Origin of the sequence: Pseudomonas sp. 273, assembly GCF_029201425.1 — a bacterium.
In the GTDB taxonomy this organism is placed as follows: Bacteria; Pseudomonadota; Gammaproteobacteria; order Pseudomonadales; family Pseudomonadaceae; genus Pseudomonas; species Pseudomonas delhiensis.
Map to the genome: position 1 here is coordinate 1,779,381 of NZ_CP116775.1, position 26,449 is coordinate 1,805,829.

Genomic DNA, 26,449 nt, shown 5'->3' on the forward strand with positions numbered 1-26,449 from the left:
TTGGGTCTGGACTTATTGAGTGTGGTAGAGGCTTGCGGTGGTTCTTGTTCCTGATCTATTCGGAGGTAATTAATGGTTGTTGAAGAAACTCTATGGAGATGATGCTTCCTATACTCGTGGTGCAGGGTTTTTGAAGAGGGGGTGTTTTATATTATTTCTGGTTGGGTTAATTTATATCGACGCTTTTCTGTACGTATCGGCAAAGCCAAGGTAGTGACCGCCACAAGACGCAAGATCGTCATCTTATTCTACAACGCCATGCGTTCGGCATGGCCTACCAGGATCCAGGCGCCGACCACTACGAGCAAAGTATCGCAAATGCGTGGTCAAAGGCTTGCATCGGCGGGTGGCTGAATTTGGCTTCACCCTGTAGGCGGTCGAAGGTGTTTCTTAGGAATGGGCAAACGCTTATGCGCAACTTTGGCTGGTTTGAGCTGCCTTGCCTGATTGCTTCTAACCTAAGCTACCGGTCTCTACCGGTCTCTACCGGTCTCTACCGGTCTCTACCGGTAGCAACCGGGCAGAAGCAGCCATCTGGTCTGCAAAATTTTCAGCCGTTATCAGCCTGGGATGTCTGCCAGAGCGGACCAGACATCCCGGCGTCCGTACGACACTTACCCGTACCTAAAAAATCACTCGGTAGTAATCGGGGTGGTCGTCAACCGTCTTGTAGCAAACCACGGCAGATAATGTTTCGAGCATGGTCTTCCCAGCAGTTGTATTCTCCAGCAGCTGCCCGACGGGCACGCTGATCAGTTTGCGAACATCTTCCAGACTGTTCACCTCGGTCAGTCGCAAGGTGTAGGTCCACCAACCATCATGGTCATCGGCATCCCAGCGCAAGAGTCGAGCTGTGCCGTCCCGGAGCCTAGGCTGCAATTCGCAGCTGAGGGTGGTCATCGGGAACCCCATGAATTCATCATTACGAAAACTGACGGAAGGCTCCCAGAAATTGATGTGCAAAAGGGGTTCAGGAGAACTCCCGGCCTCTGGATCACTGCATAGAAGGCTGATCTGGAAGCTCAAGTGAGCAGCAATCTTAGGTTTACCTCTGCGTTTGGGAACGAGGGGTAGCGACCAGGCCATGTCGGAATAGATCCACCCCTTGGTGTTGTAGCTGCTTGACCAGCTCTCGGGCTATACATGTCCTTCAATGGCCCGTGCACAAAGAGATCCCCCAGCTCTTGCTTGAGTACGTTCGCCAATGCCTCGCACTCTTCTCCAACTTGGTATACGAATTTGAAGCCACTCGAAATGGCTTGGCCTACATCATTCATGGCATGACCTCTATCAATCATCGCAGCTGCGAAAGAAAACGGGGCTGTAAGTTGGGATGTCGGGCGTGGTCATGCGGCCGAAACCATCGAAGCGATGAACGCCGAGTAATTTCAGGAATTGCTCAACTTGTGCACACCACAAGTGCAGCGCTGGGAGCTGACCGGTTTGCAGGCCTTTGATGGTGGTAAGTACATCACACCACGTACGCAAGAGGAGCTTCCCCTCCCAGACGTCCCCACGGCTAAGCGCATGTAGCCCTTCGCTGGTATCCAGACCGATGAACAGATGCAAAGCTCGGATTCGTTCATCCGGAAGTAGGTAGTGATCCCATTGATCATGCAGTTGGTCTGCGCCACTCAACGGCGCACGCCATTTGAACTCCACCAGGAAAATCCGCCTCTCGCTTCCCCAGCTCAGGTCGACTCGCAAGTCAGGCTCAATGCCCTTGTTCCGATCCCAAAACTGCATGCTCACCTCGGTAGGTGCCCCCGGGGGAGAACAAGCTTGGGGTTTCTCAGGTTGGCCAAGGCCACCCAGAATGCGCCACTGGCGGCGGGAGGCATATACGCGAGCGGCCCCGTGATGATTGACGTTATTTCATCTTCCGCCGCTATCCGTCGCTCGCCGGGCTCTTCTCGTTGGCCAAGATAACGTCGGTAAAGTCGGGACTTGCTTTGGACAAAAGCATGCAGCACTTATTGCTCCTTTCGTAATCAGTCGGACTCGAACGTCTTGGCAACCAACCGGGGCAACCACTCCCCTGCCAGCCCCTGCAGGCAAATGTCATGCGGTGCCTGCACCAGCTCCGGATTGATATGAATGATCTGGGCGCCACTGTTTCTCGCGATTACGGGAAGTCCCGCCGCGGGATATACAACGCAGGATGTGCCGATCTGCGCGTTCGTGCAGGTTGTCTACGTTTTGCGTGAGCACAGTTAGCCGAGGTACTCGCTCGGCCAAGACCACCAACGCGCGGTGCGCCGCATTGGGTTGGGCCTGCGCCACCAGTGCTCTTCGCCACTGGTACCAGCCCCATACCAGGCCGGGATCTTGGCGAAACGCTGCGACGGTCGCCAACTGCTCGGGCTCATAGTTTGCCCAGAAGCCCGTGAGCCGGTCTCGAAACGTGGGGATGCCACTTTCGGCGGAGATCCCGGCTCCACTCAAGACCACCAGACGGGTAACGTTTCTCAGCTGCTCGGCGGCCCTCGAAAGTTCAGTATCGCTACTCATCGTAAAGCTCCAAGCCATTGCGCAACCGCTGGATCAACCGCTGCCTCAAGGTCTCGGGCGCTGTCACGGCAATTGATCCGGTATGGGACAACAACCACCACTCCAACTCCCAACTGTCCGGCACACTCGCGCGAATCCAGCCTCCGTCATCGGCGGTCATCGACTCCATATCCTCGGAGAGAGGGGTTTCGCGCAGTAGTCCCAAGAGGCCTGCGCTCACCCATGCCTCAAGGGTGATGGTCTGGACGGCGTTGTCTCCAAACTGCATAGCCCCGGACGCCACGTACGCGTGCAGATCAAAGCCCTCGGGGTGTTCGCCCGGTATGTCCAGCAACTCGGCTTGGCTGATCCGATGCAGGGCAAATTGCCGGACATCCGAATGTGGAGGAGTTGTTGCAATGACATACGTAATTCCCCCACGCTGAACCAATCCCAAGGGCGTAAGGGCCAGATCGGCAGATTGGTTCCGGTGAGCGGAGTAATAACGGCATTTGAGCGTCCGCTCGGTGAGCACGGCCTGTTGAACGCACGAAAGCGTGGCCGGGTCGATTGCGGGTGCCTGCAAAGGTAGATAAGCCGAAACGCTTGCCACCTTGGCTGGCCAATCTGCGGCCGGGGATATTCCTGCCAGTGCCTTTAGTTTGCTATGCGCTTGTTCGAAGCGTGGTTTCAGCGCTGCAAGCATGGCTGAGGGCATCAATGGCCGAAGCGCTTCCTGTACCAACTGCAAGGTAAGCGCCTCATAAACGCTGACGGCCGAAAGTTGCAGGCTGGTGGGAGGCGTCCAGCTGAAACCATAGGGTCTGCTTTTGTCGTTGGTACGAATGGCAAATACGCTCGACAAGTCCTCCAGGTCGCGTTCAACCGTGCGCTTAGTTGTAGGAAAGCCCGCCTCGGCCAAGCGGTTCTGTAGCGAGCGTGCAGTTTCTCCGCTGCCTGACGTGGGCAACAGCTTCAGCAGCTCCCACTGACGGCTAAGGGTATTTCTGCTCTTGTTCGATGGCACGGTGTCGGTCCTTGGAGACGCGCATGAGGTAGCTGACATTGTGCATGAAGTCGCGACGAAATGAGTCGCGTCTGGTTGCGGCATAAACCGTCGCGGCGCTGGCGATAATGGCAGGGATAGTCGAAGGAAGGCCAAACATGCGCCGCAACATCCCTATATTCACGCCTGAGCAAACCGACCGTCTTATTGTCTTAAATCGGCATCTCACCGAATTGGAATACTGGTGTCTTGTGCGCACGAAAAGCCTTGTCGAAGACTACAGAGACGTAGCCGATACGCCTATTGGCTGGGGTAAGGGTGAGGACTTCGAGCTTGAAAGCCGGATCGAATATTACCGAGCCGAGCCTCTGGATGAGGAGCAGGAGGAATTGATTCTTCAGACGAGCTTTCTCCCTATGCCGCCATTCAAGTGGTACCACCTCAAACCCACGCCGGAGCAGGAAGCCGACCTATTCGAGCTCCTCCACAACAACTGGTCCGATGGGGTAGAAGACATTCCGCGCCTCAATGAAGAACGCATCTGCTGGTCGTTTCATGACCTACACGACCATCATCGCCTGGATTGGCAACAGGTCCTTGAAATCGAGAGAGTCTGGTTAGATGTGCATGCCATCCATCAAGTCGAAACGAGGATAGGGAAGCCGATCGGAGTGTTACACAATGACCGGTTTTGACTTGCACGAGGATGCCCTTTCGCCTTCCATGGAGGCGCTTTTTGACTTCGTTCCCCTGGACATTTTCGGTAGTACGTACAGTTACACGGATGAGGATGGTCTCACCGCCGGAATGAACGATACAGGGAGCTTCGTCCGGTTGGTTTTTATGCTGAATTCGGCCCCTAGCCAAGTAACGGAGTTACCCCACCCCTGGGCAAGCTACGCCTTCTACCTAGACGAACACCCTGTCGAGCGCCCGCACACTGCCCTTCACTTCCAACTGGTCTTCTCGCCAGCAGCAGGTGAGCCATCGTTTGAGGTATGGGCAGCAACGGTGATGCGCTACCTCTGTGCGTGTTTCCATTCGCCGTCGATTCCTGCTTTCGACTGCCACGACATCGCCTCTGTGCTGCTCGGAACATCGAACTCGCAGTTAAGCTTCAATCTAGTGCGCGGTATGGATGATGGCCAGCTGGAAACCTCGCTGGCCGGTGTACCCAAGAGCACTTTCCTACTGGCGGTACTGTTCGCCCCACCACTTTGGCCTCCCTCCAATGAAGATATGACCCGGCTCGATGCCGCGGTGGCTGTAAACAAAGGAGGAGTACTGACAAGCGCAGGAGCAAATCATCCCTACGAGGAGCGAGTATTGATGTTACTAGGAGACTAAAGGTTTGCTTAAAGTCTTCGCCACAATCCAAAGAGATGACCATGCCGGGAGCACAGCTGCAAATGATCCACTCAGCTGCCGGCGCATTCTTCATAGGCAATGGCGTCACGGAGTTGGGCATGCATGCCATAGCGCACCAGGGTGCAGAAGTTATTCCCGCGAGCGCCACATATCTCACAAATTCGAGAGCTCATCGTAATGGCCATTTCGCGGAGGGCTGCATCGGAAACGGTTTGCGCGATTCTACCAAACCGGAGGGTACAGAGTTTCTCCTTGAATATTCGGGTATCCGTGGTGAAGCGGTGTTCCAGCTCGGCTTGGCGAGTCAATTGTTCACCCAGCGTATCCAAGATACCGAACCAGCCGTCACCGCACTCTGCACGCAAAGTATTTCCATGAACGGCGGGATAATGCAGGCGTAGGAGCTTTAGTTCATCCCGGGGGCATTACTTAAACCTTAGGGAACGGTCCTGTAAATGGCTGAGAGAGCTTACAAAAAACTGTACAGGGCACCGCGATCCAGCGACTGAAGCCCGATGAGGAGATGCCAATAGATGTTACCAGAAGAGCTTAGGTCGGTAGCAGCTATCAACTGGATCTTACCTCTCTCCAGAACCAAATACATCAGATCTGATTTTCGTCTGCAAATTATTCCTGGTAGGCAGGCGCATTTTCATCCACCTGGACTGTAATTTTCACGTGTGCTGGCCATGAGTTGTTTCGAGTTTATCTTAAGCTGTATCGGTGAAGCCGGTAGAAATCGGCCAGATGCAGCCTTCTAGTGCAGAAAAAATAAATCTTTCCCTTTTCTAAGGGTATATCGCTAATCAACGTCGTATCAGAATAGGCGGACACCATCGCCCTTAGTTTTTGGGGATTCTGAAGGTGCGATTGCTGGCCGCTTACACAAGAGCTAGTTATCACATGGTCCTTCGGCTCCATCCGTGTGTGGCGTAATCAAGGGTCACAATGGCTGCAGCCTCGGACGCTACTTTATGGAAGGTATTGTCTTTAGTCGTGTCTCCATAATCGCTGATTCCTCGGACGACCAAGACGGGCACGTCCTGCTTATCGCATGCATCGAATACCCCGTAAGCTTCCATCTCGGCTACCAGTGCCTTTTCGTGAATGCCTTGGAAGCCTTCAAAGACCTCGGGATCTCGAATAAGCAACTCACCAGAAGCGATGGTTGCTGGCGAAACCATCAGCCTGGCTGCCACCTCGCCCGCCTTGGACTCGGTCGGCATTACGAAACCAAGCTTATCCGCACGTTCCTGCAGGCGAGCCGGTAGAGACTCAGTCGCAAAATAGGTATTGAGATCTTGCTGTGTGGAGAGTCCAGGGCGTTGCATCTCCGGCCGTTGGGCAATCTTGCCGCCTGAGTGCGCGGCTCCACCTTCATAATAAATGACTCGCTCGGACAGAATGACTTCGCCGAGGCTCAGCTTTTTACGCCGCCCGCCCGCGATCCCCATCATCAAGACTTTTTTGGGCTTGAGTTCTGACAGCAAAAGGCTGGTGATGGAACTCGCATTGACGTTGCCAGGGTTACCGAGAGAGGCAACGACACAAGAAAGAGGGCCATCTGCTCGCTGAATCGTCACAGGCCAATACTGCACACCGTTGACGGTATAGCGAGTCGGAACATCCTCACCGATGCCGAATACCTTCCTGGCAGCCGCGAGCTCAACGGCGATAGCCGTGATCACCAATAGGTCGGGAGAGCGTGCCACTTCTCTGGCATCAATTTCAGCTTGGAAGAGGCCTGTGGAGAGATCTGCGATTTTGTCCAAGCCATAGATGGGCTCCTGAAGAGACATACTATCTAGGCACCCTTTCACCTGCTCGCCGGTGAAGGGGAACATCGAGAGGGGATCCTTGAAGAAGTTGGCCCGAAGGCCGAGTGCCCCTCTCCATCCTCACTGAAGCCACCAAGCAGCAGATCAAACGGAAGCACAGGAAGCTTACGTTTGCGAAGCTTGCGGGCCCGGTCGGAGACGCCCTTACCACCGCCCAGGGCAATCATCGCAGTCGCGACTTCCACTTGCTCATCGCCGATATTTCCGCCGGTGACCAAGTCATCCTCGATGTAGATGATCTCCGCAAAATTCTCCGCCGATAGACGGCGTATGAGCGTTCGCTGCTCGAGCGTCATTTTGTCCCGCATGGCCAACTGCGAGGTAACGATCTTCAACTGGCGGGCAGGGGCGTACTCAGCCAACAGCTTCTCCGCCTGGTAAGCCACCGTCCAATCGAAGGTCAGCGCATCTCCGGTCTCATTGGTGGGTAGACCCGCTAGGTAGACGACCAGGCCACCCTTTGCGGCCAAGACGCTTTTGGTCACCGCGCGAGTGAAATCGTGCGCGAGGTCGATCGAGGCCTTCTCTGTTTTCTTGGAGATGCTGCCCGCAATCAGAATGAATTCATTTTCAAGGTTTGCCATCGCGACAATTCCGGTAGCTAGGTGTTGAGTGTTAGTACTTGAGCAACGCTTGGATCTCATCCCTATTTTTGAGGGCAAGCTGGATGACCTCGGGCCTCTGGCCAGCCTGATCTTCATTCAGGTTGAGCTGGAACATGAGGTACATGAGGAGTGCTCGGCGGCATTCGATGTGCATCTCACCGTCCTCCATTAGGAAGTCGCTCTCGATCAGCTGGCGCTGTGCAGGGCTGAGGTCAGGGTGTGGGGTGAGAACCACATCCACTATGGTGTTCCAAGCGTAATCTTCTAAAGCCCGCTCCCTGTCTTGCCCACCATATTTGCAGTGCTTGATGCGCGTCAGAGAAAAGTCTCGGAAACCTTTACGCTTGTGGCAGTAAGCCCGGACGTGCCAGCGGTTACCGTCATGCACCAAGGCATGAGGAGACAGCCGCCGCTCCCCACCTTCAGGGTCTGTCAGGGACTGATAGAAGACCTCGATGTAACCCATCTCGCGGATAGCACGCAGGACTTCCCCAACGACGTCTGCGTTGAGGCGACGGCCCAGTTTGGGAACGCCGGCAACGGGGGATTGCCACCCAAGGAAGCTTCCGTATGGGATCTCTGGCTGCACGGCGACCCGAAGAAGATCTTCCAGATAGCGCTCCACTGCGCTGGAAGGGAATACCGCCTTGAATGACTCAGTCGCCCGATAAACCCGGGCCCGGGTGTCGTACTCCAGGTTGCTCTCGGCAAGCTTCGCGTACTCGGTAATGTCCAGCGAAGCTTGGGGCACCGAGATGCCGAAGAAGTCAGTGAGGCTGCTGCGGTTGATCTGGCCATCCCACCGCAGTCGATAGTCGATGAATTCCAACCGACGTTCCTGGCCCCAACGTGCTCCTTGCCGTCCCTTGCTGGTGGGGTGGTCGTCCGTGGGTTTGGACTCGTTTGTCATGGTTGAACCTCTATAGCGTATAAAAACTAGACTGCATCTAAAAATTATGCGTATAGTAATCATACGCTAGCGAGGCGCGGTTCGCAATTTTCCTGGACGGATCTTCGGATGGTGCGGGGAGGTTGAACTGCAGTGAGCCGTAAGGGCGATTCGGGCCTGGTGCTCGAGTGGTCAAGCCATCTCATCCGTCGGCATGTGGTGTAGCTGCTGGTAGGGAGGCTTTGCGACGAACACAACATTTCTAGGAGGGGATGGCAGATGCCACTCACCAACACACAGATCAAGTATTACGACAGTAACGTGCTGCGCTTGCCGAAGGACAAGCGGGAGACCTACAACGCCCAGGTCGACCGCCTGATCGCAGCGCTGAAGGACAGCCTGAAGAAGCAGGACGAGATCACCATCAAGAAGGTGGTGAAGGCCGGCTCTTTCGCCAAGCACACCATCCTGCGGCCCAACGCTCAGAACCCTGCCGACGTCGACGTGGTTTTCTACATCAGCGGCCAGCAGGTTGATGAAGAGACCTTCGCGACTCTCAGCCAGAAAATCTACGACGCCCTGATCAAGCTGTACCCGAACAAGTCTGTTGAAGACTTTGAAATCCAGCGCAAGGCAGCAAAGGTCACTTTCGTGGGTACTGGGCTTGAGGTCGATATCGTTCCGGTCATCGAAAATCCGAACAAGGAGAACTACGGCTGGCAGTTCGACCGGATTGACGGCTCGAAAACTGAAACCTGCGCACCGTGCCAGGTGAGCTTCGTGAAGGTTCGGAAGGACGAAGATCCGGACTTCCGCACCCTAGTGCGCCTGGCAAAGCGCTGGCGCACCTGGAAGGAGGTGCCGCTCAAATCCTTCCACATCGAGCTGATCATGGCTCACGTCCTTGAGCTTAAAGGGAAGACCGGCTCGCTGGAAAAGCGCTTCCGTGACTTCCTCCTCTACATTGCGGACTCGGGGCTCAAGGACGTCATCAAGTTTCCCGAGAACAAGCGGGTTCCCGACTTCTCCGATACGGTCGTAATCATCGATCCGGTATGTGACACGAACAACGTTGCGAGCCGGATCACTGAAGAAGAGCGCAAGGAGATCGTTCAGCTTGCCGAGGAGTCGTGGGAGACCGCGCATTTCGCATCGGTGGAGGACGACTTCGAAATCTGGAAAGAGCTGTTCGGTAAGGGCTTCAAAGTCGAGGACGCAGCATGAGCTACAGCGCCACTCAAACCACTACCTACACCACCACTGACATCGAAGCGGTCGTGCGGCGGATCACCGCCGACCTCCTGATGATCGCGTCGAGCAGCGAAGCTGTGACTGAGGCGAAAGCAAAAGAGTGGGCCAATGACATTGAGCTGCTGGCCAAGAATGGCTACCTCCAGTTTGCGGATCTCACTTTGCTTAGTCATGGAGTAGAGCAGAAGGCCACCCGGTTCTATGTCAACGAGTCTGGCACCCTGGCCAATCAGCGCCCAGGTGATGCGCGCTGGCCCAAAGTTCAGGGTGCGCACCTGCGGATCGTTCTGTCCTACAACGACAGTTACACCCAGCAAGCGCGGGAGAAAATGTCTGGCAAGTTGAAAATCAACTGGACGACCTCTTACGACGACATTAGCCATTCTCAGCTCACCCAGAGCGGTGGTCGCGAATACTCTAGCAACGGCTACGGCATGGAACGGAAGGACTACACCCGATGAGCAACAACACCGTATTTGACTCAGCGATTGAACTGCCGGAAGCCCAACTGAGTGAGCGTGAAAAAGTGTTGCTCGGGTTTGCGGGTCGCTACGAGCGTGTGCAAAACCAGCTCCAGCTGTTGCTGAATCAGAGCCAGTTGTCCGAGTGGAGCAAGGTTCACCACGAAAGTGTGCTGCCAATTTGCAACCTGGTTGCCGATCAGTACCCCCTCGTGATCTTCCATGGCGACGTCGGCACCGGGAAGACCGCGACAGCGGAGTGTATTGCTAACCGTATCGTCCGTGACTCACGCAGTGAGGACTCGGTGCTGTTCAAGCTGAGCAACCGAGTCCGCGGCTCCGGTAAGGTCGGCGAGATGGGCACGCTTTTGACACAAGCTTTTGCGGAGGTTGTCGAAGCAGCAGGTAAAAAGCGCAGGGCGATTCTCATCATCGACGAAGGCGATTCGATCGCAGCTTCCCGCTCGCAAAGTCAGAGCCACCACGAAGATAAGGTGGCTGTGAACACCTTGATCCAAGGCGTGGATGAATTGCGCAAATATGGCGGTCGGATTGTGGTGATCCTGTGCACTAACCGACTTTCAGTTTTGGACGCAGCACTTCGTCGTCGTGCAGCCATCGTTGAAGAGTTCACTCGCCCAGACGCTGCTGAGCGGAAAGAGCTGTTCAGCATGGATCTGGCGGGCATGGGGCTCACGGATAAGCAGCTGACCGATTTGGCCACTCTCACTGGCGAGCGCAACGGTCAGCCAGCATGGACCTACTCCGATATTCGGACTCGCTTGTACCCTACGGCGATGGCGAAAGCCTTCCCTAATCGTCCGCTGAGCTTCAACGATCTGACCGACTCGATTCTGGCGATGCGACCATCTCCGGTCATGGAGGATAAGTAAGCGGCAGATCGTTTGATTGGCTCGGAGGAGGGGGCTCTGCTTGAACTCTTCACCGACTGGCACAGTGACCTTTCCAGGATTTTGGTGTCTGGTAGTGGTAACCGCGGTTGTCATCCAGACACCAGCTCAAACGGAGTAGTTATGAAAGCCGAAAAAGAAATTTTCGTCTCGGTCGACATTGAGGCATCGGGGCCGATCCCTGGAAAATACAGCATGCTCTCTATAGGCGCATGCGTTACTTCTGATGCCACACGGCAGTTTACTTGTTATCTGAAGCCTATATCTGATGAGTTTGTACCTGCCGCGATGGAGGTCACAGGGTTGTCCCTTGACCAGCTCCGGAAAGAGGGCCTGGATCCCCTCAAGGCGATGGAGCAATTCAAGGCCTGGGTAGATTCGCTTGCGGGTAAAGACGAAACCGTCGTGTTTGTAGGGTTCAATGCGTCGTTTGATTGGGCTTTCGTGAATCACTACTTTCACTGGTTCATCGGGGAAAACCCATTTGGTATCGCCGCTCTGGACATAAAATCTATGTACTTCGGGGCTGCTGCTTCAACTTGGAAGTCAACTCGATCAAGCGAAATTGATAAAGTAGTCAATCCGGACGGCGAAGGAAGTCATGATGCTTTAAATGATGCCGTCTATCAAGCTGAGTTATTTAATTTGATTCGCAAAAAAATAATGAATTAATGCGCTGGGGGCGCCGGACTCGCTATGCTTCATGTTGCGTAAAATATTGATATTGATTGGTTTGATATTGGTTTTGCTTGTGTTTGTCCTGGGTTTTAGAGCGCACTGCTGACGTTTTTTTGCGATGGGTGGTTTCAATGAGTAATTTTGATAAATTTGATCGTTCTATGGATCATGCTTGGAAGTACTTTGAACTCCATGCTCAGCAACGCATGACGGTTTTTAATTTTTTTTAGCTATTGCGGGACTGATTGCTGCCGGAATTGGTGTGGGATTACAAGCTAGCGGGAAATTATCTGGGCTCGTTTCGCTTCTCGGTTGTTTTTTGTCTTTAGTGTCATTGGTTTTTTGGAAGCTAGATCAGCGGGTTTCAGCAATGATAAAGCTGGCGGAGGGAGCAATTGTTTACTTGGAGGGGCTGGGTGTAGCACCGGAGGCAGCAATTTTCACAAGGGAGCTAAATTGTAAAAAAGCAAATGGCGTATTTAAAGTTTGGACCTATGGCCGGTGCTTTAGGGTTTCTTTTTTGGCTGTAGGGGTTGCAGGTTTTGCTTTTTCAGTTCTACCTTTTTTCTTTGAGTTCTCTTGAAGTGGTGGTTTGCTAGCTGAAGCCGTGGATGGGCGTTAGATAAGCACTGGAGTGCTAGATTTAATTTCGCAAGCATATCCTGGATATATTGATAATTGATCTTGCTCAGAAACTAAAAGCTGCTTTGGGTCCAGGCTGTGTAAAAATATTTTTGAAAACGATGACTGCTCAGGAAACGAAAAAGTTTCGCGTTCGTTTGCGAGTTTTGAGCGAGCCCAATGGGGAAATTTCTTCAGGTTTCACGTAGCAACGTGAGCCTAAAAATTGACTTGGTGTCTCTACACAGCCTCGGGTGGAGGCTGACGATGATGAAGGAGGACTTGATGATCGTCTCACCAAATGTGCATCAATCCGTATGCTGCCCGCGTGATTTTTAGGAGTGCCCAGGCCGCTATAAGCACTATGAGGTAGCGAGCAATGGTCGAAGTAGTTTTGGTACTAGCATTTGGCGCGCATCTCCATACCCCAATCGACCCTGCAGTCAACGCTAGTGTGAGAGGCAAAAGCGAGGAAATCGCTACAACAGGCGGCCCAATGGATACAGTCATAGTGACGAGCCACACTAGGGCCTGTATTCCTTGCTCAGTGGCTCCCCAGAAAGCGAGTACCAGGGCTGTAGTCCCCACTCCTAATGCCATGCATGGCAAGTAGAAGAGCCAGAGCGACCTCCATAAAGGTTGGGTACCCGCCAAGAATTCCTTGAAGGGCCATCCGGGTTGGCCATCCATAGCTACGCCTCCGCGCAATCCCTTAACGATGATGTTTCTCAGGAGATTAGATGGCTCAGGCCTTGCTGCCCAAACCAAGATTGCCATATGTCTAGATGATGCTCGTCCATCGCGTCGAAATGACACCAGCTTTCGCTTTCATCGCTTGAATTCACCGCCGATGGCCGTTATTTGTCAGCGATAGCTACCGAGCCAGAGCTACTGGTCGTGACAGGTAACAAACAGCCGTTAGCTGCCCAAGGCGTCTGCTCAGGTCGCTATCCAAGACATCTTGATATGCGTCCTGGTTTCACCCGTTCGGCGAAAGCCCTGACGTTCATAGAGCTTCTGCGCCAATGGATTCGTTCGGAAAACGCTCAATTGCAAGGGCACCTTTCGGGCCGCGGCGGCCAACTGGAGCTCCTTTAGAATTTGGGTGCCGATACCATTACCTTGGGACTCTCGTAAAATAGCAATGTTCTGAACGTAGATTCGATCGTCCTCGTCCAGGATCTGGACATATCCAATAATCTGGCCATTGGTTTCAATAACCGAAGTGGCTGCGCGTGCGAACTCTGCTGCAAAATTTGAGAGCTGCCAACTTTCATCCCAGCCCCATATTTTCTCGATGTGGCTCTGGAAGGCAGCCCGATGCACGTCAAAGAGAGCAGCTTGGTCACTATCGGTCGCCGGACGTACATTCATACTCGTTTTCTCGGTCTGTACTAATGCCTTTCATCAAGCGCTGCTATATGTCGGCATGCCCTTGATTCGTGCTATTGAATTTTTTGTGAGGCTAGCGGCAGCAAAAATAAACAGCAATCCCGACCACTGCGCCCCTCGCTATCTGACTGCTTCTGCCCGGTTGCAACCGGCCGCGCAGTACCGGTTTCATCTACCTTCCAGACAGGCCGCCACCGCAGCCGGCTCGGCCGCCTGCTGTGCCTGGTCGAGCACGCGGAGCAGGTTGCCGCTCCAGATGTTGGCCAGGTCCTGTTCGCTATAGCCGGCGTCGAGCAGGCGCTGGGTAATCTTCGGCAACTGGCTGACGTCCTCCAGGCCTGTCACGCCGCCACCGCCATCCCAATCCGCGCCTATGCCGACATGTTCCGGGCCGACCACCTGAAGGATGTGCAGCAGGTGCTGCATGAACACCTCGAAATCGGCGCGCGGGTGCTGGTACTTGCGATCGACCTTGCGGATGTCGGCATAGAGCTGCTGGACCTGTTCCGGGCTCAGCGCGGCCATGTTCCGGTAGCGCGCGTAGAACTGCAGGCGCGCGCGTTCGCGCTCGGGCTCTGCCTTCAGCGGGATGAGGTAGTCGCTGTAGGTGTTCACCTGGATCACCCCGCCCTTGGCTGCCAGCCGGCGCAGGCGTGCATCGTCGAGGTTGCGCGGGTGGCGGTTGACCGCCCGGCTGCTGGAGTGCGATGCGATCAGTGGCGCCGACGAGCTGGCCAGCAACTGGTCGAAGACCGCGTCCGAGGCGTGCGAGACGTCCAGCAGCAGGCCCAGGCGTGCAGCACGCTGCGCCAGGTCGCGGCCCTTGGCGCTGAGGCCGTGCCACTCGGGCAGGGCGGTGGCCGAGTCGGCCAGGTCGTTGTTGGCGAAGTGCACCAGGCCGAGCATGCGCAGCCCCTGCCGGTAGTAGGTGCAGAGCAGGCCGGGGTCAGAGCTGAGCGGGTCGGCATTCTCCATGCTGATGAACACCACGCGCTTGCCCTGGGCGGCAATGGCGCGAGCGTCCGCGGCCGTCGTGGCGAGCGCGAACTGTGCCGGATGGCGGGCGACCAGGTCGCGGATGCGCGTCAGCGTGGCCAGGCCATAGGCGCTGGCCTGGGCGCGGCCTTCGTCGGTACGCGGGCCCTGGGGCGTATAGATGGCCCAGAAGCCGCCATCCAGGCCGCCTTGCTGCATGCGCGGCAGGTCGACCTGGCTGCCGTCGGTGAGCGTGTCGTGGCGTTGCAGGATGTCCCAGCCAGGGCGGGACAGCTGGATGGGCGTGTCCAGGTGGCTGTCCAGCACCAGCAGGCGCTGGTGCAGGGCCAGGGCCGTGGCGGAAACCCCCTCCGCGGCCTGGGTGCTCGTTGCTGCGCAGCAGGCCATCAGAGTGCCGGCGAGCAGCCGGTACAGGGTCGGCGGAGGCATGTCAGAACTCCGCGCTGAGGGTGGTCTGGAAGCTGCGGGGCGGGCCGGGGCGGAATAGCGCCGGGCCGTCGGGGCTGGCGAGGATGAAGCCGAGGTAGTTCTTGTCGAACAGGTTGTCGACGTTGAAGCGCAGCTTGACGCTCTTCAGCGGCCCGCCGCCCCACTGCCGTCCGCCCAGGTCGAGGTAGGCGCTGTACAGCGTGTAGCCGCCGATGGACTCGGTATTGGTGAAGTTGCTGTAGCGCGAGTCGATGTAGCGCGCGGTGAAGTTGGCCACCGCCCAGGGCGTGATTTCATATGTGGCGCCGGCCTGCGCCAGCCAGCGCGGGCTGTCCGGCAGGGTGTTGCCGCTCAGTTGCAGGCCGCCGGCATCGTCCTTGAAGTGGGCGACGTTGTAGGTCAGGTTGCCGTTGATCACCAGTCCGCCGCCGGGCAGCGGCGGCTTCCATTGGCCGCTGAGCTCGCTGCCGTAGGCGACAACGCGGCCGACGTTCTGGTAGTAGGTTTCCGCCTGGCTGCTGCCGGGCACCGGCGCGGCGAACGCCTGCAGGCGGTTGTCGAAGACGGTCCGGTAGAAGGCCAGGGAGGCGTTGAATGTCGGCCGGTTGAAGCGGTAGCCGACCTCGTAGTTCTTCGCCCGTTCGGCCTCCGGCGCGGGGACGTTGGGGCTGGCGGCGCGGTAGACGTCGTCGGCGCCGCGCGGCAGGGCCATGTTCTCGGAGTAGGAGGCGAACAGCTGCGAGCGGCCGTCCAGGTCGTAGACCAGGCCGGCCTGAGGCAGGAAGTCATCCTTCCAGGAGGTCGACAGGCGCGGCTGGCGCCCGGCGATGTAGTCGCCGGCGTTGCGCTGGCCCTCGATGCGGTAGTCCAGGTCGAGGCGCTTGAAACCGTATTGCAGGCGCAGGCGGTCGTCGAGCAGCGACCAGGTGTCCTTGAGGTCGAGTTGCAGCGAGTCGCGGGTGGAGGTGAAGTCGCCCTGCAGGTGTACGGGCTGGTCCAGCAGTGGCTGGCCGGCCGGGCTGCCGTCGGTGAGGTTGTAGCGGGCCTGCAGGCGGTTGAACACGTCTTTCTCGATCCAGGCGCCGGCCTCGAGGAAATGCTCGCCAAGCTGCCATTGCAGGGCCTGGCTGAGGCCATAGCGGTGCCCGCTGATCTTCGACAGCCCGTATTGCACGCCAAGCGGATCGAACAGGCCGGCCACGCTGCCGGCCTCGGCGTTGTGCAGCGTCGTGGAGGTGGCGTAGGCCTCGGGAGATACTCCGTAGCCGCGCTTGCCCTCGTAGTAGAGGCTGCTAACGCTGCGCAGGTCCGGCGTCAGGGCGAAGCTGCCGCGCAGGGTGGTCAGGTTGTCGCGGCGCTGGTTGATCGCCTGCTTGTAGTACTGGTTGTAGGCGGTGTTGCTGAAGGGGACGCCGGGGGCTGTCTGCGGCAGCTGCGGCAGGTAGTCGATGTACGGGAAATCGCGCCCGGAACGGCCGAATGGATCGGCCGCCGAACCCTGGTACTGGGCCAGGGTGACATAGGGCGAGTCGTAGTCGTAGAAGTCGTTGTAGATGCTGCGCAGGCTCAGCTCATGGCCTTCGCCGAAGCGGTAGCGGACCTTGGCCTCGACGTGTTCGCGGTCGATGGTGCCGGGACCGCGCCAGAGGTCGCCATCGATCTTCGAGCGGCTGAGGTAGGCCGAAAGGCCATCGTGCTCGCCGCTCTCCAGCTTGACGAAGCTGCGCCGCAGGGCGTCGCTGCCGAGGCTGTAGGAGGTGCTGATGCCGGCCTCGCTGGCGGGCATCAGCGTCTGGTAGTCGACGTAGGGCCGAGCGAGGCGTAGCCCGGCTGGGATACGTCGCCGGCGCCGGTGGAGGCGGTCACCCGCGCGGTATTCTCGTTGTCCACGTAGCGGTAGATCGGGCTGCCGCCGAACTGGTCGCTGCGCCCCAGCGGCACGCCGTCGATGGAGAAGCCGATCTGCTGGAAGTTGAAGGCGCGGACGAACACCGAGTTGCCGAACTCGTAGAGCCCGAGGGGATCGTTGACCTGCACGTTGAACCCGGCCAGCGACTCCAGCATCTTCAGCCCGGAGGTGCCGGCCGGCGCCGAGAGCAGCGCCTGGTGGGAGATGGACTGGGTATTGCTGATGTGATCGACACCGGTGGCCAGGCTCGCCTCGGTGACACGTGCGCCGACCACCTGGACCTGTTCCAGGCGGGTGTCGTCTTCCTCGGCCTGTGCCGTGGCGCAGGTGAGCGCGCCGAGCAGCAGGCTGCCTAGCAGAGGGTAGCGGGTAGGGAACTTCCGTTGTGGTGCCAGAGCTTTCATCGATCGGCCTTGTCTTTCCTTGGGCTGAGAGAAGCCGTCCGGCCCAGCGGGGCTGGCCGGAGGCGGTGGGTTCCTTGGGGTGTCAGTGCCGCGTGATGGCGTGCTCGTCCAGCTCGCCCAGGGCCTGGGCGAGGAAGCGCCCGTCGGCCCAGTCGCTGACGCGGAAGTCGTGGCGCAGGTAGCCGCGCTGGTGCAGGAAGTCTTTCTTCAGTTCCAGGGCGGCGAGGTTGCGCTCACCCAGTTGCGGGACCAGGTCCAGGCCGGCCAGCCACTGCCGGGCCTGGGCTGCGCTGCGCAGGACGCTGAAGCGCGGCAGGAGTTCGGCGGCCGCCTGCGGGTTGGCGTTGATCCAGCGCCCGGCGCGGATCGCCGCGCGGAGGAAGGCCACCACCACTTCGGGATGTTCTTCGGCGAGACGGCGGCTGACCACGGTGGCATGGGGCCATTGACGTTCTTCAGCGTCCAGTCCGGGTAGCGGTCGAGGTCCTCGATGACGGTGAAGCGACCGTCCTGGAGTAGGCCGGGAGCCTGCCAGGCCTGCACCACCAGGGCGTCGATAGCGCCGTCGGCCAGCGCCTGCACCGCTACAGCGGCCTGGTGATGTTCACGCAGTTGCGCCCAGAGCGCGGCGGGGCGCTGCGCCGGCTGCAGCTCGCGCGGGTCGCCGTGGTCTTCGAACTCCACCACCTGTACTTGCTCACGGTCGAGGCCGGCCAGTTCCAGGCTGTAGTGCAGTGTCTGCTCGGCCAGCGCATTGAGCACGTCGATACGCTCGCGGTTGGCGCTGCGCGGTACGCCGACCTTGCATCCGGCCAGCTGTGCCACCCGGCGGATGCCGGCGCCGGCGCGGACCAGAATCTGCCCCGGCCGCTGGCTGGCGGTGCTGGCCACCAGGAGGGTGTCGCTGAGGTCGGCGCGGGCCCAGAGCGCGGGCACCGCGCCGCCGTCGCGGATCAGGTCGTCGCGGGAGTGGCGGAAATGCGGCAGCCAGCCCTGGTTGTCGGGCAGCGAGCGCAGGTAGCGGGCCCGGGCGCCGACGCGCTGGAATTCTTCGTCCAGCCAGCCCAGTTCGACCGCGATGTTCGAGGCGATCGGCAAGGGGCAGAGGGTGTACAGGGCTTCGGTGGGGTGGGTCGTGCTCATGGACAACTCCTGATTCATCGGGGGATATGAACGGCAGGCCGGTTGTCCGCCTGTTGTCGTTTGTGTCGGTTTCGCGGTGGCTAGGATGTGAGCGCTTCGAAGGCCTGCGCCAGGTCGGCCAACAGGTCCTCCACGGCCTCCAGGCCGACGTGCAGGCGCAGCAGGCGTTCGGCCGGTCCCGGTTCGCGTGGCGACTGCTGGCGGACCAGGCTTTCGTAGCCACCCCAGCTGGCGCCCTGGGCGAACAGCGTGAGACGGGCCAGGAAGGCATCCACCGCGGCCTGGGACTGGGCCTTGAGGACCACGCCAAAAAGCCCGGAGGTGCCGCGGAAGTCGCGCTTCCAGAAGGCGTGGCCGGGGTGTTCGGGCAGCGCCGGATGCAGCACCCGCTCGACTTCCGGGCGCCCTTGGAGCCAGTGCGCCACGGCCAGGGCCGAGCGCTCGTGCTGGCGCAGGCGCACGCCCAGGGTGCGCAGGCCGCGCAGGCCGAGGTAGGCGTCGTCGGCGCTGGCGATATAGCCCATCTCGCGCACCAGGTTGCGCACCGGCACGAACCAGTCGCGGGTAGTCACCAGCATCCCGAGCATGGCGTCGGAATGGCCGACCAGGTACTTGGTCGCGGCGTGGATGGAGATGTCCACGCCATGTTCGAAGGCCTTGAAGAACAACGGCGTGGCCCAGGTGTTGTCGAGCAGTACGGCGAGGCCGTGGGCGTGGGCGATGCGCGCCAGGCCCGGCACGTCCTGTACTTCGAAGGTGTTCGAACCGGGCGCTTCGAGGTAGAGCGCGCGGGTCTGCGGGTGGATCAACTCGGCGATCGCTTCGCCCGCCATGGGCTCGAAGTAGCTCACCTCGATGCCGTAGCGCGGCAGCAGGCCGTCGAACACCTGGCGCGCGTGCCAGTAGCAGTTGGCGGTCACCAGGATGTGGTCGCCGCTGCGCGCCACTGCCAGTACCGCACCGACGATGGCGGCCAGCCCCGAAGGCATGACCAGTCCGCGGAAGCCGCCCTCCAGTTCGGCCACGGCATCTTCGAAGGCGGCGGTGGTGGGGTTGCCGTTGCGCCCGTAGAGGTGCCCGCGGTAGTCCGGCTCCTGGCCGTGGTGGCGGTAGTCCTCGAGCACTTCCGGGGAGTCCCAGATGAAGGTCGAGGCACGGTACACCGGGATGTTCACCGTGCCTTGGTGGCTGGCCGGGTCGCGCCCCAGGTGGGTCAGCTGGGTGTCCGGCCGCCAGGTGTTGCGGCGTTTATCGTTCATGTCACAGGACTCGGTCGAGGAAGCGCTGGGTGCGCGGATCACGGGGGTTGCCGAACAGCTCGGCGGGTGCGCCTTGTTCGACGATGCGCCCGCCGTCGGTGAAGTAGAGGGTGTCGGCGATCTCGCGGGCGAAGCGCATTTCGTGGGTGACGATCAGGCAGGTCATGCCACTGGAGGCCACCGCGCGGATGGTTGCCAGGACCTCCTTGACCGTCTCCGGGTCGAGCGCCGCGGTCACCTCGTCGAACAGCATCACGTCCGGGCGCATCGCCAGGCTGCGGGCAATGGCCACGCGCTGCTGCTGGCCGCCGGAGAGCTGCGCCGGGTAGGCGTTCTCCTTGCCGTGGAGGTTGACCTTCGCCAGCAGCTCGCGGGCCCGTGCCTCGACCTCGGCGCGCGGCTCGCCGAGCACCCGCAGCGGCGCCAGGGTGATGTTCTGCAGCACGCTCAGGTGGGGGAACAGGTTGTAGCTCTGGAACACCATGCCGATGTGCCGGCGCAGGGCGCGCGGGTCGGTGCCGGCGTTCACCGCCAGGCCGCAGACCTCGATGCTGCCCGCGTCGATCGGCGTCAGGCCGTTGAGGGTGCGCAGCAGGGTGGACTTGCCCGAGCCCGAGGGGCCGATCAGGCAGGCGATTTCGCCGCGTTGCACGTCCAGGGACACGCCTTGCAGCACGGGCTGCCCGGCGTAGGCCTTGTACAGGTCGCGCACGCGGATTTGCGGGTGGCTCATCGGGGTGGGCTCCAGCGCTGTTCCAGCCGGCGTGACCAGCGGGAAAGGGGGTAGACGCAGAGGAAGAACACCAGGAAGGCGTAGAGGTAGGCCGGCAGCAGCAGGTCCGGCCGGGTCTCGCTGCTCAGGTGCATCTGCAGGCGGGTCATCAGCTCCTCCACGCCCAGCAGGTTGGCCAGCGAGGTGGACATCAGCAGGCTGCAGAACAGGTTCATGGCCGGCGGCAGCAGGGCGCGCAGCGCCTGTGGCAGGATCACCCAGCGCAGGCGCTGGAAACGGCCCAGGGCCAGGGCGGCGGCGGCTTCCCACTGGCTGGCAGGAATCGCCAGCAGGGCGCCGCGGACGAACTCCGAGACGTAGCCCGAGGCGGGCAGGGCCAGGCCAACGGCGGCCTTCAGCCAGTCGGGCAACTGCACCCAGCGGCCACCCAGACGCACCTCGAAGGGCAGCAGGTAGGCGACGTAGAACATCACCACCAGCCAGGGCAGGGCGCGCAGGCTGCGGGTCAGCAGCGCGGCCAGGCGCGCGCCGGAGCCACGGCCGAGCTGGAGCAGGCCCAGGGCGGCGCCGATGACGCCGGCCAGGGCCATGGCCACCAGGCCCATCAGCAGGTTCAGGGCCGCGCCGCCGAGCAGCGACGGCGTCCACGCCAGCAGCAGGCGTGCCGCGTCGAAATAGGGCCAGGCCAGCCACAGCAGCGCGGCCAGGACCACGGCCAGTGCTGCCGGACGCCAGCCGAGGTACTGGGAAGGGCAGGGGCGGGCCACGCTCAGGGCGCTCATGCGCGCACCTCGCCGGGGATGCGGAAATGCCGTTCCAGCCGGCGCTGCAACCAGGTCACCGCGAGCACCAGCAGCAGGTAGCTGAGCAGCAGCACCGGCATCATCTGCGCGACGTTGCCGTTGTCGGCCCACAGGCGGTTGGCCGCGTAGAGCAGCTCCGGCACGGCGATGGCATAGGCCACCGCGGTGGCCTTGACGATCTGTACGCTGGTGTTGCCCAACTCCGGCAGCGCCTGGCGCAGGGCCAGCGGCAGGATGATCCGGCGGTGCAGTTCGCGACCTTGCAGGCCGAGGGCGCGGGCAGCTTCCAGGGTGGCGACGGGAACGCTGTCGAGCGCCGCGCGCAGAGCCTCGACCTGGAAGGCGCCGTAGTGCAGGCCGATGGCGATGATCGCCCAGGCGGTATGTCCGAGCAGGTGCTCGCCGGCACTGTCGAGCGGTAGCAGTGCGCCAACGCCGAAGTAGAGGAGGAACAGTTGCACCAGCAGCGGGGTGTTGCGCATGGCCTCGACATACACCCGCACCGCCAGTCGCGCACCGCGCCATGGAGTGGCGGCGAGCAGCGCGCCGGCCACCCCGAGCAGCAGCGCGAGCAGGCTGCTGCCGGCGGCCAGCAGCAGGGTGTAGCCGAAGCCGGCGAGGTAGCGTTGGCGATCGAGCGGGTCGGCGAAGGCGGCCAGCAGGTCCCGCTGGCCGAACCAGTGAAGCAGGCTGTCGATCATGGCTGGCTCGCCGGTTGCGGTTGGGCGTAGCGCGCGCGCTGTTCGGCGACCCAGGGGTTGGGCGGCAGGTGGTAGTGCTGCTCCAGGGCGACGATGCGCCCGGAGGCGTGCCAGTCGCGGACTATCGCGGCGACGGCGTCGCGCAGCGCCGGCTGCTCCTTGCGCAGGGCTATGCCCCAGGGCGCCGGGTCCTGGCCCGGCAGCTTGACCTCGAAGTCCTGCCAGCCCGGCTCCTGCGCCAGCGAGCGGTACAGCACATCGTCGCCCAGGGCGCCCAGGCAGCGGCCATCGAGCAGCGCCTTGCGCATCTCCGGCAGGCCGCCGAAGGAGACGAACTCGATGCCGTAGCGCGCTTCGTAGGGGCGAACCCAGACGCTGGTCAGGGGCGCGCAGAGGGTCTTGCCGCGCAGTGCTTCCCAACTGTCGATGCGCGTACTGCGCGGGGCGAACACAGTGGCGGCGGAGCTGTAGTAGCCGGGGCTGACGAAGTCCACCTCACGGCGCCGCGCCGGGGTGTCGAGCAGCGAGGTCACCAGCAGTTCGCAGCGACCCTGGTTGAGGAACAGCAGGCGATTCAGCGGCGTGACCTGGACCAGCTGCAGCTTCAGCGGCTGGCCGACCTGAGCCGCCAGGCGCTGGTGCAGGTCGAGGATCAGGTCCTGGATCAGCCCGCTGGCCTGGCCGTCTTTGTCGTAGCGCTTGAACGGCGGGAATTCGTCGGCGGTGCAGATGTTCAGGCTGCCGCGCTCCACTGCGTGCTGCAGCAGCGGCTCGGCGTGCGACGTGGCGCCGGCCGCGAGCAGGGCCAGCGCCACGGGGAGCCCGGCGAGGCGGCGGGGGAGTGCCTTCATGCCGCGCTCCAGCCCTGGCGCACCCGCTGCGCGGCGCCGGCCGGGAAGCGTTGCGCACCGCCGAGTTGCTCGGCGAGGAAGCTCAGGTAGGCGGTTTCCTCCAGGTTGACCAGCAGCCGGGTGGCTGCCAGTACGCCGCCTTCGGCCCAGGCGAAGGGGCCATGGTTGGCCAGCAGCACCGCCGGGGTCCAGGGCTGTTCGCGCAGCGCCGCGACCACCGGTTCGGTGGAGTAGCGCGGGCCCCAGTCGGCGACCGGGATGGCCTGGTCCTCGGCGATGGCGAAGAGCAGCGCGTTGCTGTGGGCCGGCAGCGGCCGGCGGGCGATGGCAAAGGCCGAGAGGTACGGCGAGTGGGTGTGGATGATGGCGTTGGCCCGGGGACGCTCGCGGTAGATGGCCGCGTGCAGCGCAGCGACTTCGCGCAGGTTGTCGCTGAGGGTGCCCTGGGGGTTGCCCAGGTCGAAGTCCAGCAGCAGGGCGGCGCCCATCTGCGGGCCATTGAAGGCGGCGATGGCCAGGCGCTGCTCGCCGGGCAGGCGCAGGCTGATGTTGCCCGCGGCGCCGGGGCGTAGCGACTGGCTGTCCAGCAGCAGTTGGCGGGCTTCGGCGACCTCGCGCTCGAATTGCTGGACGAAGTGCACCGCGTCGAAAGGGGAAGGCTGGCTCATGGGGATTCTCCGGTTGGGAGCGGGCGCCGTGGCGGCGCCCGCCGGGGGCGGTCAGAAGCTGTAGTCGGCCTGCACGTAGTAGAAGGCGCCTTCGGCACCGGCCGGGGCGATGTTCGGGTATTCGACGATGCCGCCGGCGGAGCGGTTGGCGAGCAGCAGCTTGTCCGGGTAGCTGTCGAACAGGTTGTTGCCGCCGACGGTGAGCTTGAAGGCCTGTGTCAGGTGGTAGGACAGGCTGGCGTTGGCGACCCACTGTGCGGAGAAGGTCTGGTCGTATTGCGGACCGTTGTTGGAATCCAGGCTGTACTTGCCGTAGCGGATGGCGCTGGCGGCGGCCTGCCAGTCGCCCTTGCGGTAGTCCAGGCCGAGGATCAGCTTGCTTTGCGGACTGGCGCTCTCGACGTAGCTGAGCGCCTCGCGGTTGATCAGCACGATGCCGGTGCCGGCCAGCGCGCCGGGGTTGGCCTTGACGTGGGTGACCTCGGTCTTGCTCCAGTTGAAGCCGCCGTTGAAGGTCAGGGTCGAGGCGTCCGCCAGGTCGAGGCGGTAGCTGCCGTTGAGGTCGACGCCATGGGTGTTGGTGTCCAGGGCGTTGGTGAAGAAGCTGACACCGGTGTAGGAACCGTAGCCGGCGGCGTTGAGGATGCTGCTGACCTGCGGCCCGGTGAGGGTTTCGGAGAGGGCGATGCGGTCCTTGATGCGGATGTCGTAAGCATCGATGCTCAGCGAGGCGTTGTCCAGCGGGCGCAGCACCAGGCCGAGGGACAGGTTGGTGGACTTCTCCGGCTTCAGGTCGCTGGCGCCGAGGGCGCGCGCCACCGGGCGGTCGACGCTGAGGGTGCCGACCTGGTAGGCGGTGGGGTCGCCCGGGTGGAAGTCGGTGGTGGTGGCGGAGGTGCCGATCTGCCCGAGAGTCGGTGCGCGGTAGCCGCTGCTGAGGGTGCCGCGCAGGCCGATCCGGGGCGTGAAGTCGAAGCGTGCCGAGAGTTTGCCGGTGGTGGTGGTGCCGAAGTCGTCGTAGTGCTCGCTGCGTCCGGCCACGCCCAGCTGCAGCTGTTCGGTGAGCTGCTGCTCCAGGCCCAGGTAGCCGCCGAACACGTGGCGTGAGTAGCGCCCCTCGTCGCTGTCCTGGATGCCGGGGAAACCCTGGGAGCCGGCGGCTTTGCTGTTGGCGCTGCCGTGGATCCAGGACGCGGTGTCGCCGGAAATCACCTGGTAGTCCTCCTTGCGCCAGGCCAGGCCGCTGGAGAACACCAGCGGGCTGTCGGCATAGCCGACGCTGAAGTTCTTCACGTGGTCGAGGGACAGGCTGGTCTGCTCGTTGACCAGGGTGCCGGCATCGAAGTCGTGCGGGCTTGCGCTGCCGAGGCTGGCGTTGAGGCTGTCGCCAACCTGGTATTCGATGCGGTTCTGCCCGTAGGTGGCGCTGAGGTCGAAGCTGCCCAGGCGTTCGTCGTCGAACTTCAGCCCGGCGGTCGCGGCGCCGTCGCGCGAACGCACGTCGAGCAACGGCAGGAAACCGTTGGGGTAGACCTCGGGCAGGTTGTTCGGGTCCACCGGCCGGCGGAACAGCGCCTGGGAATGCGTGGTGCGGTCCTGGTAGGTGGCGAAGCCGTAGGCTTCGAGCTGGTCGTTGAGGGAGAAGCCGGTGTTGGCGCCCACCTTGAAGTCGCCCAGGCCCGGCGAGCCATAGCGCCAGTCGCGGTCGGCGCTGGCCTCGCGCGGGTCGCCGGCGGGGTAGAACTGGCGGCTGTCGCTGCCGCCAACCGAGGTGCGTTCCTGGCGGGTGCCTTCGGCGTTGAGGGTGAGGAAGCCATCGGCGGGCAGGGTGAACCCCTTGAGGCCGCTGACGGTGCGGGTGAAGCCGTCGCCCTTGGTGTACTGGCCCAGGCTGCCCTGCAGGTCGCCGCCATGGTCGTCCTGGCGCAGCACGATGTTGATGACCCCGGCGATGGCGTCCGAGCCATACTGCGCCGAGGCGCCATCACGCAGGACCTCGATGTGGTCGATGGCGCTGACTTGGATGGTCGACAGGTCCACCGCCTGGGAACCGCGCCCGAGCGTTGCCTTGGTGTTGACGAAGGCCGAGGCGTGCCGGCGCTTGCCGTTGACCAGTACCAGCACCTGGTCGGCGGCCAGGCCGCGGAGGGTCGCTGGACGCTGCGAGGAGACCCCGTCGGTGCCGTTGATCTGCGGGAAGTTCACCGAGGGCACCAGGGTTTCCAGCACCTTCGCCAGGTTGCTGCTGCCCACCGCCTGGATCTGCTGGGCGCTGAGAATGTCCACTGGCGCCGGCGCATCGAGCGCTGCCAGGTCGCTGCGCCGGCTGCCGATCACGGTGACTGTCTTCAATTGTGGCGCGACGGCCGCTGGGGCGTCCGCTTGCGGCGCCTCGCTGCGGTGGATCAGCACCGCGCCACCGGCGATGCGCGAGTAGCTCAGCCCACTGTCGCGCAGCGCTGCCGCGAGTGCCTGGTCACGGCTGAGCGCGCCGTGGATGGCCGGGCTGCGATAACCCTGGACCAGTGCCTGGTCGAAGGAAATCGGTTGCCCGGTCAGGCGCGAAATGTTCAGCAGCGTATCGGCCAGTGGCCCGGCTTCCAGATCGAACTGCGTGATGCGTTCCTGTGCCGCCGGCGAGCCTTCCTGCGCCAATACGGCACCGGTGGCCAGTGCGCCGGCCAGTGCCAGCGTGCAGGCGCCGATTCCCCTGATGATCCCCTTGTCCAGCATTCGAAGTGCTCCAGTGCGTGCAAGTGATTCGGCCGGGCGGTCTGTGCGGCGCCGCGCCGTACCGTGTTTCGGTTTCTGCACTGGTTGAGCAACTTCGGTGGGGAATTTTCAGCAGGCATTTAGATCGTTTTCGCTGCACTACCAAACTTTTCGTAAAGCCAGGATTTTGCCTTCCTTATTACACGGGGCACTTTTTGCGGAGTCGTCTGGATAGGGCGTTCGGGAGATTTCATAGGCCATAAGCTGAAAATAAAAAGTTCTAAGGAAAAACTGAAAATACCCTTCGGGAGTTGCTCAGGGGATGAGAACG

26 protein-coding genes and 1 pseudogene are annotated in these 26,449 nt (G+C 61.2%); 8 read left to right on the top strand and 19 right to left on the bottom strand.

Annotated features, from left to right (window positions below):
- Nucleotides 1–624: 624 nt before the first annotated feature.
- The 4 genes and pseudogenes from PKO50_RS08580 to PKO50_RS08595 all read right to left on the bottom strand — a co-directional run bounded on the left by PKO50_RS08580 (nt 625) and on the right by PKO50_RS08595 (nt 3,517).
- Entirely contained in the window at nt 625–1,026 is a 402-nt protein-coding gene (locus PKO50_RS08580; RefSeq protein ID WP_275629335.1) for a hypothetical protein, read from the bottom strand.
- 264 nt (nt 1,027–1,290) lie between these two features.
- On the bottom strand, nt 1,291–1,746 hold the full coding sequence (locus PKO50_RS08585) for a hypothetical protein (RefSeq protein WP_275629336.1): 456 nt from the start codon (nt 1,744–1,746) through the stop codon (nt 1,291–1,293).
- Between the two features lie 245 nt (nt 1,747–1,991).
- Nucleotides 1,992–2,511 (bottom strand): annotated as a pseudogene (locus tag PKO50_RS08590) (Sir2 family NAD-dependent protein deacetylase).
- Nucleotides 2,504–3,517 carry a WYL domain-containing protein gene (locus PKO50_RS08595; protein WP_275629337.1) on the bottom strand — a complete coding sequence of 338 codons (1,014 nt, stop codon included), beginning with the start codon at nt 3,515–3,517 and terminating at the stop codon, nt 2,504–2,506. The pseudogene PKO50_RS08590 and the gene PKO50_RS08595 overlap by 8 nt, the downstream one beginning before the upstream one ends.
- A 137-nt stretch (nt 3,518–3,654) precedes the next feature.
- On the opposite strand from PKO50_RS08595, the gene PKO50_RS08600 reads away from it, so the two are divergent.
- Genes PKO50_RS08600 through PKO50_RS08610 form a run of 3 tightly spaced genes read left to right on the top strand, consistent with a single transcriptional unit; the run spans nt 3,655 to nt 5,265 of the window.
- Nucleotides 3,655–4,191 carry a hypothetical protein gene (locus PKO50_RS08600; protein WP_275629338.1) on the top strand — a complete coding sequence of 179 codons (537 nt, stop codon included), beginning with the start codon at nt 3,655–3,657 and terminating at the stop codon, nt 4,189–4,191.
- Nucleotides 4,178–4,843, top strand: coding sequence for a hypothetical protein (locus tag PKO50_RS08605; protein ID WP_275629339.1), 666 nt, complete (start codon nt 4,178–4,180; stop codon nt 4,841–4,843). The genes PKO50_RS08600 and PKO50_RS08605 overlap by 14 nt, the downstream gene beginning before the upstream one ends.
- Before the next feature lie 41 nt (nt 4,844–4,884).
- Nucleotides 4,885–5,265: a hypothetical protein gene (locus PKO50_RS08610; RefSeq protein WP_275629340.1), complete on the top strand. Its 381-nt coding sequence runs from the start codon at nt 4,885–4,887 to the stop codon at nt 5,263–5,265.
- A 498-nt stretch (nt 5,266–5,763) separates the two neighbouring features.
- Here PKO50_RS08610 and PKO50_RS08615 read toward each other — a convergent pair whose 3' ends face one another.
- The 3 genes from PKO50_RS08615 to PKO50_RS08625 are packed head-to-tail and all read right to left on the bottom strand — an operon-like array spanning nt 5,764 to nt 8,136.
- Nucleotides 5,764–6,708 (bottom strand): 5'-methylthioadenosine/S-adenosylhomocysteine nucleosidase, encoded by a 945-nt coding sequence (locus PKO50_RS08615; protein WP_275629341.1) that lies wholly within the window; start codon nt 6,706–6,708, stop codon nt 5,764–5,766.
- Nucleotides 6,681–7,286, bottom strand: a complete 606-nt coding sequence (locus PKO50_RS08620) for a hypothetical protein (protein ID WP_275629342.1) — start codon at nt 7,284–7,286, stop codon at nt 6,681–6,683. The genes PKO50_RS08615 and PKO50_RS08620 overlap by 28 nt, the downstream gene beginning before the upstream one ends.
- 31 nt (nt 7,287–7,317) lie before the next feature.
- On the bottom strand, nt 7,318–8,136 hold the full coding sequence (locus PKO50_RS08625; protein WP_275629343.1) for a WYL domain-containing protein: 819 nt from the start codon (nt 8,134–8,136) through the stop codon (nt 7,318–7,320).
- Nucleotides 8,137–8,475: 339 nt separating this feature from the next.
- Between PKO50_RS08625 and PKO50_RS08630 the strand changes: the two genes are divergently transcribed.
- The 5 genes from PKO50_RS08630 to PKO50_RS08650 all read left to right on the top strand — a co-directional run bounded on the left by PKO50_RS08630 (nt 8,476) and on the right by PKO50_RS08650 (nt 12,080).
- The gene (locus PKO50_RS08630) at nt 8,476–9,420 is read left to right on the top strand and encodes a CBASS oligonucleotide cyclase (RefSeq protein ID WP_275629344.1); all 945 of its coding nucleotides are present in this window, start codon (nt 8,476–8,478) and stop codon (nt 9,418–9,420) included.
- Entirely contained in the window at nt 9,417–9,908 is a 492-nt protein-coding gene (locus PKO50_RS08635) for a hypothetical protein (RefSeq protein ID WP_275629345.1), read from the top strand. The genes PKO50_RS08630 and PKO50_RS08635 overlap by 4 nt, the downstream gene beginning before the upstream one ends.
- Entirely contained in the window at nt 9,905–10,801 is an 897-nt protein-coding gene (locus tag PKO50_RS08640) for an ATP-binding protein (protein ID WP_275629346.1), read from the top strand. The genes PKO50_RS08635 and PKO50_RS08640 overlap by 4 nt, the downstream gene beginning before the upstream one ends.
- A gap of 141 nt (nt 10,802–10,942) precedes the next feature.
- Nucleotides 10,943–11,491 carry a 3'-5' exonuclease gene (locus tag PKO50_RS08645; RefSeq protein WP_275629347.1) on the top strand — a complete coding sequence of 183 codons (549 nt, stop codon included), beginning with the start codon at nt 10,943–10,945 and terminating at the stop codon, nt 11,489–11,491.
- Between the two features lie 268 nt (nt 11,492–11,759).
- Entirely contained in the window at nt 11,760–12,080 is a 321-nt protein-coding gene (locus tag PKO50_RS08650; RefSeq protein ID WP_275629348.1) for a hypothetical protein, read from the top strand.
- Between the two features lie 977 nt (nt 12,081–13,057).
- On the opposite strand, the gene PKO50_RS08655 is transcribed toward PKO50_RS08650, so the two are convergent.
- From PKO50_RS08655 to PKO50_RS08710, 12 genes are all read right to left on the bottom strand, one after another.
- Nucleotides 13,058–13,492, bottom strand: coding sequence for an N-acetyltransferase (locus tag PKO50_RS08655; RefSeq protein ID WP_275629349.1), 435 nt, complete (start codon nt 13,490–13,492; stop codon nt 13,058–13,060).
- Between the two features lie 186 nt (nt 13,493–13,678).
- On the bottom strand, nt 13,679–14,893 hold the full coding sequence (locus PKO50_RS08660; protein WP_346770516.1) for a dipeptidase: 1,215 nt from the start codon (nt 14,891–14,893) through the stop codon (nt 13,679–13,681).
- Between the two features lie 43 nt (nt 14,894–14,936).
- Nucleotides 14,937–16,721 carry a TonB-dependent receptor gene (locus PKO50_RS08665; RefSeq protein WP_275629351.1) on the bottom strand — a complete coding sequence of 595 codons (1,785 nt, stop codon included), beginning with the start codon at nt 16,719–16,721 and terminating at the stop codon, nt 14,937–14,939.
- Nucleotides 16,721–17,248, bottom strand: a complete 528-nt coding sequence (locus tag PKO50_RS08670; protein WP_275629352.1) for a Plug domain-containing protein — start codon at nt 17,246–17,248, stop codon at nt 16,721–16,723. Before PKO50_RS08670 ends, PKO50_RS08665 begins: the two co-directional genes overlap by 1 nt.
- A gap of 207 nt (nt 17,249–17,455) precedes the next feature.
- Entirely contained in the window at nt 17,456–18,391 is a 936-nt protein-coding gene (locus PKO50_RS08675) for a hypothetical protein (protein WP_275629353.1), read from the bottom strand.
- 80 nt (nt 18,392–18,471) lie between these two features.
- Nucleotides 18,472–19,650 carry a cystathionine beta-lyase gene (gene metC, locus PKO50_RS08680; RefSeq protein ID WP_275629354.1) on the bottom strand — a complete coding sequence of 393 codons (1,179 nt, stop codon included), beginning with the start codon at nt 19,648–19,650 and terminating at the stop codon, nt 18,472–18,474.
- 1 nt (nt 19,651) lies between these two features.
- Nucleotides 19,652–20,383 carry an amino acid ABC transporter ATP-binding protein gene (locus PKO50_RS08685; protein WP_275629355.1) on the bottom strand — a complete coding sequence of 244 codons (732 nt, stop codon included), beginning with the start codon at nt 20,381–20,383 and terminating at the stop codon, nt 19,652–19,654.
- A complete protein-coding gene (locus PKO50_RS08690) occupies nt 20,380–21,165 on the bottom strand; it encodes an ABC transporter permease subunit (RefSeq protein WP_275629356.1) in 786 nt (261 codons plus the stop codon). The genes PKO50_RS08685 and PKO50_RS08690 overlap by 4 nt, the downstream gene beginning before the upstream one ends.
- Entirely contained in the window at nt 21,162–21,887 is a 726-nt protein-coding gene (locus PKO50_RS08695) for an ABC transporter permease subunit (protein WP_275629357.1), read from the bottom strand. The genes PKO50_RS08690 and PKO50_RS08695 overlap by 4 nt, the downstream gene beginning before the upstream one ends.
- Entirely contained in the window at nt 21,884–22,738 is an 855-nt protein-coding gene (locus tag PKO50_RS08700) for a transporter substrate-binding domain-containing protein (protein WP_275629358.1), read from the bottom strand. The genes PKO50_RS08695 and PKO50_RS08700 overlap by 4 nt, the downstream gene beginning before the upstream one ends.
- Nucleotides 22,735–23,406, bottom strand: coding sequence for a class II aldolase/adducin family protein (locus PKO50_RS08705; RefSeq protein ID WP_275629359.1), 672 nt, complete (start codon nt 23,404–23,406; stop codon nt 22,735–22,737). Before PKO50_RS08705 ends, PKO50_RS08700 begins: the two co-directional genes overlap by 4 nt.
- A gap of 51 nt (nt 23,407–23,457) precedes the next feature.
- Nucleotides 23,458–26,139 carry a TonB-dependent receptor gene (locus PKO50_RS08710; RefSeq protein WP_275629360.1) on the bottom strand — a complete coding sequence of 894 codons (2,682 nt, stop codon included), beginning with the start codon at nt 26,137–26,139 and terminating at the stop codon, nt 23,458–23,460.
- Between the last annotated feature and the right edge of the window lie 310 nt (nt 26,140–26,449).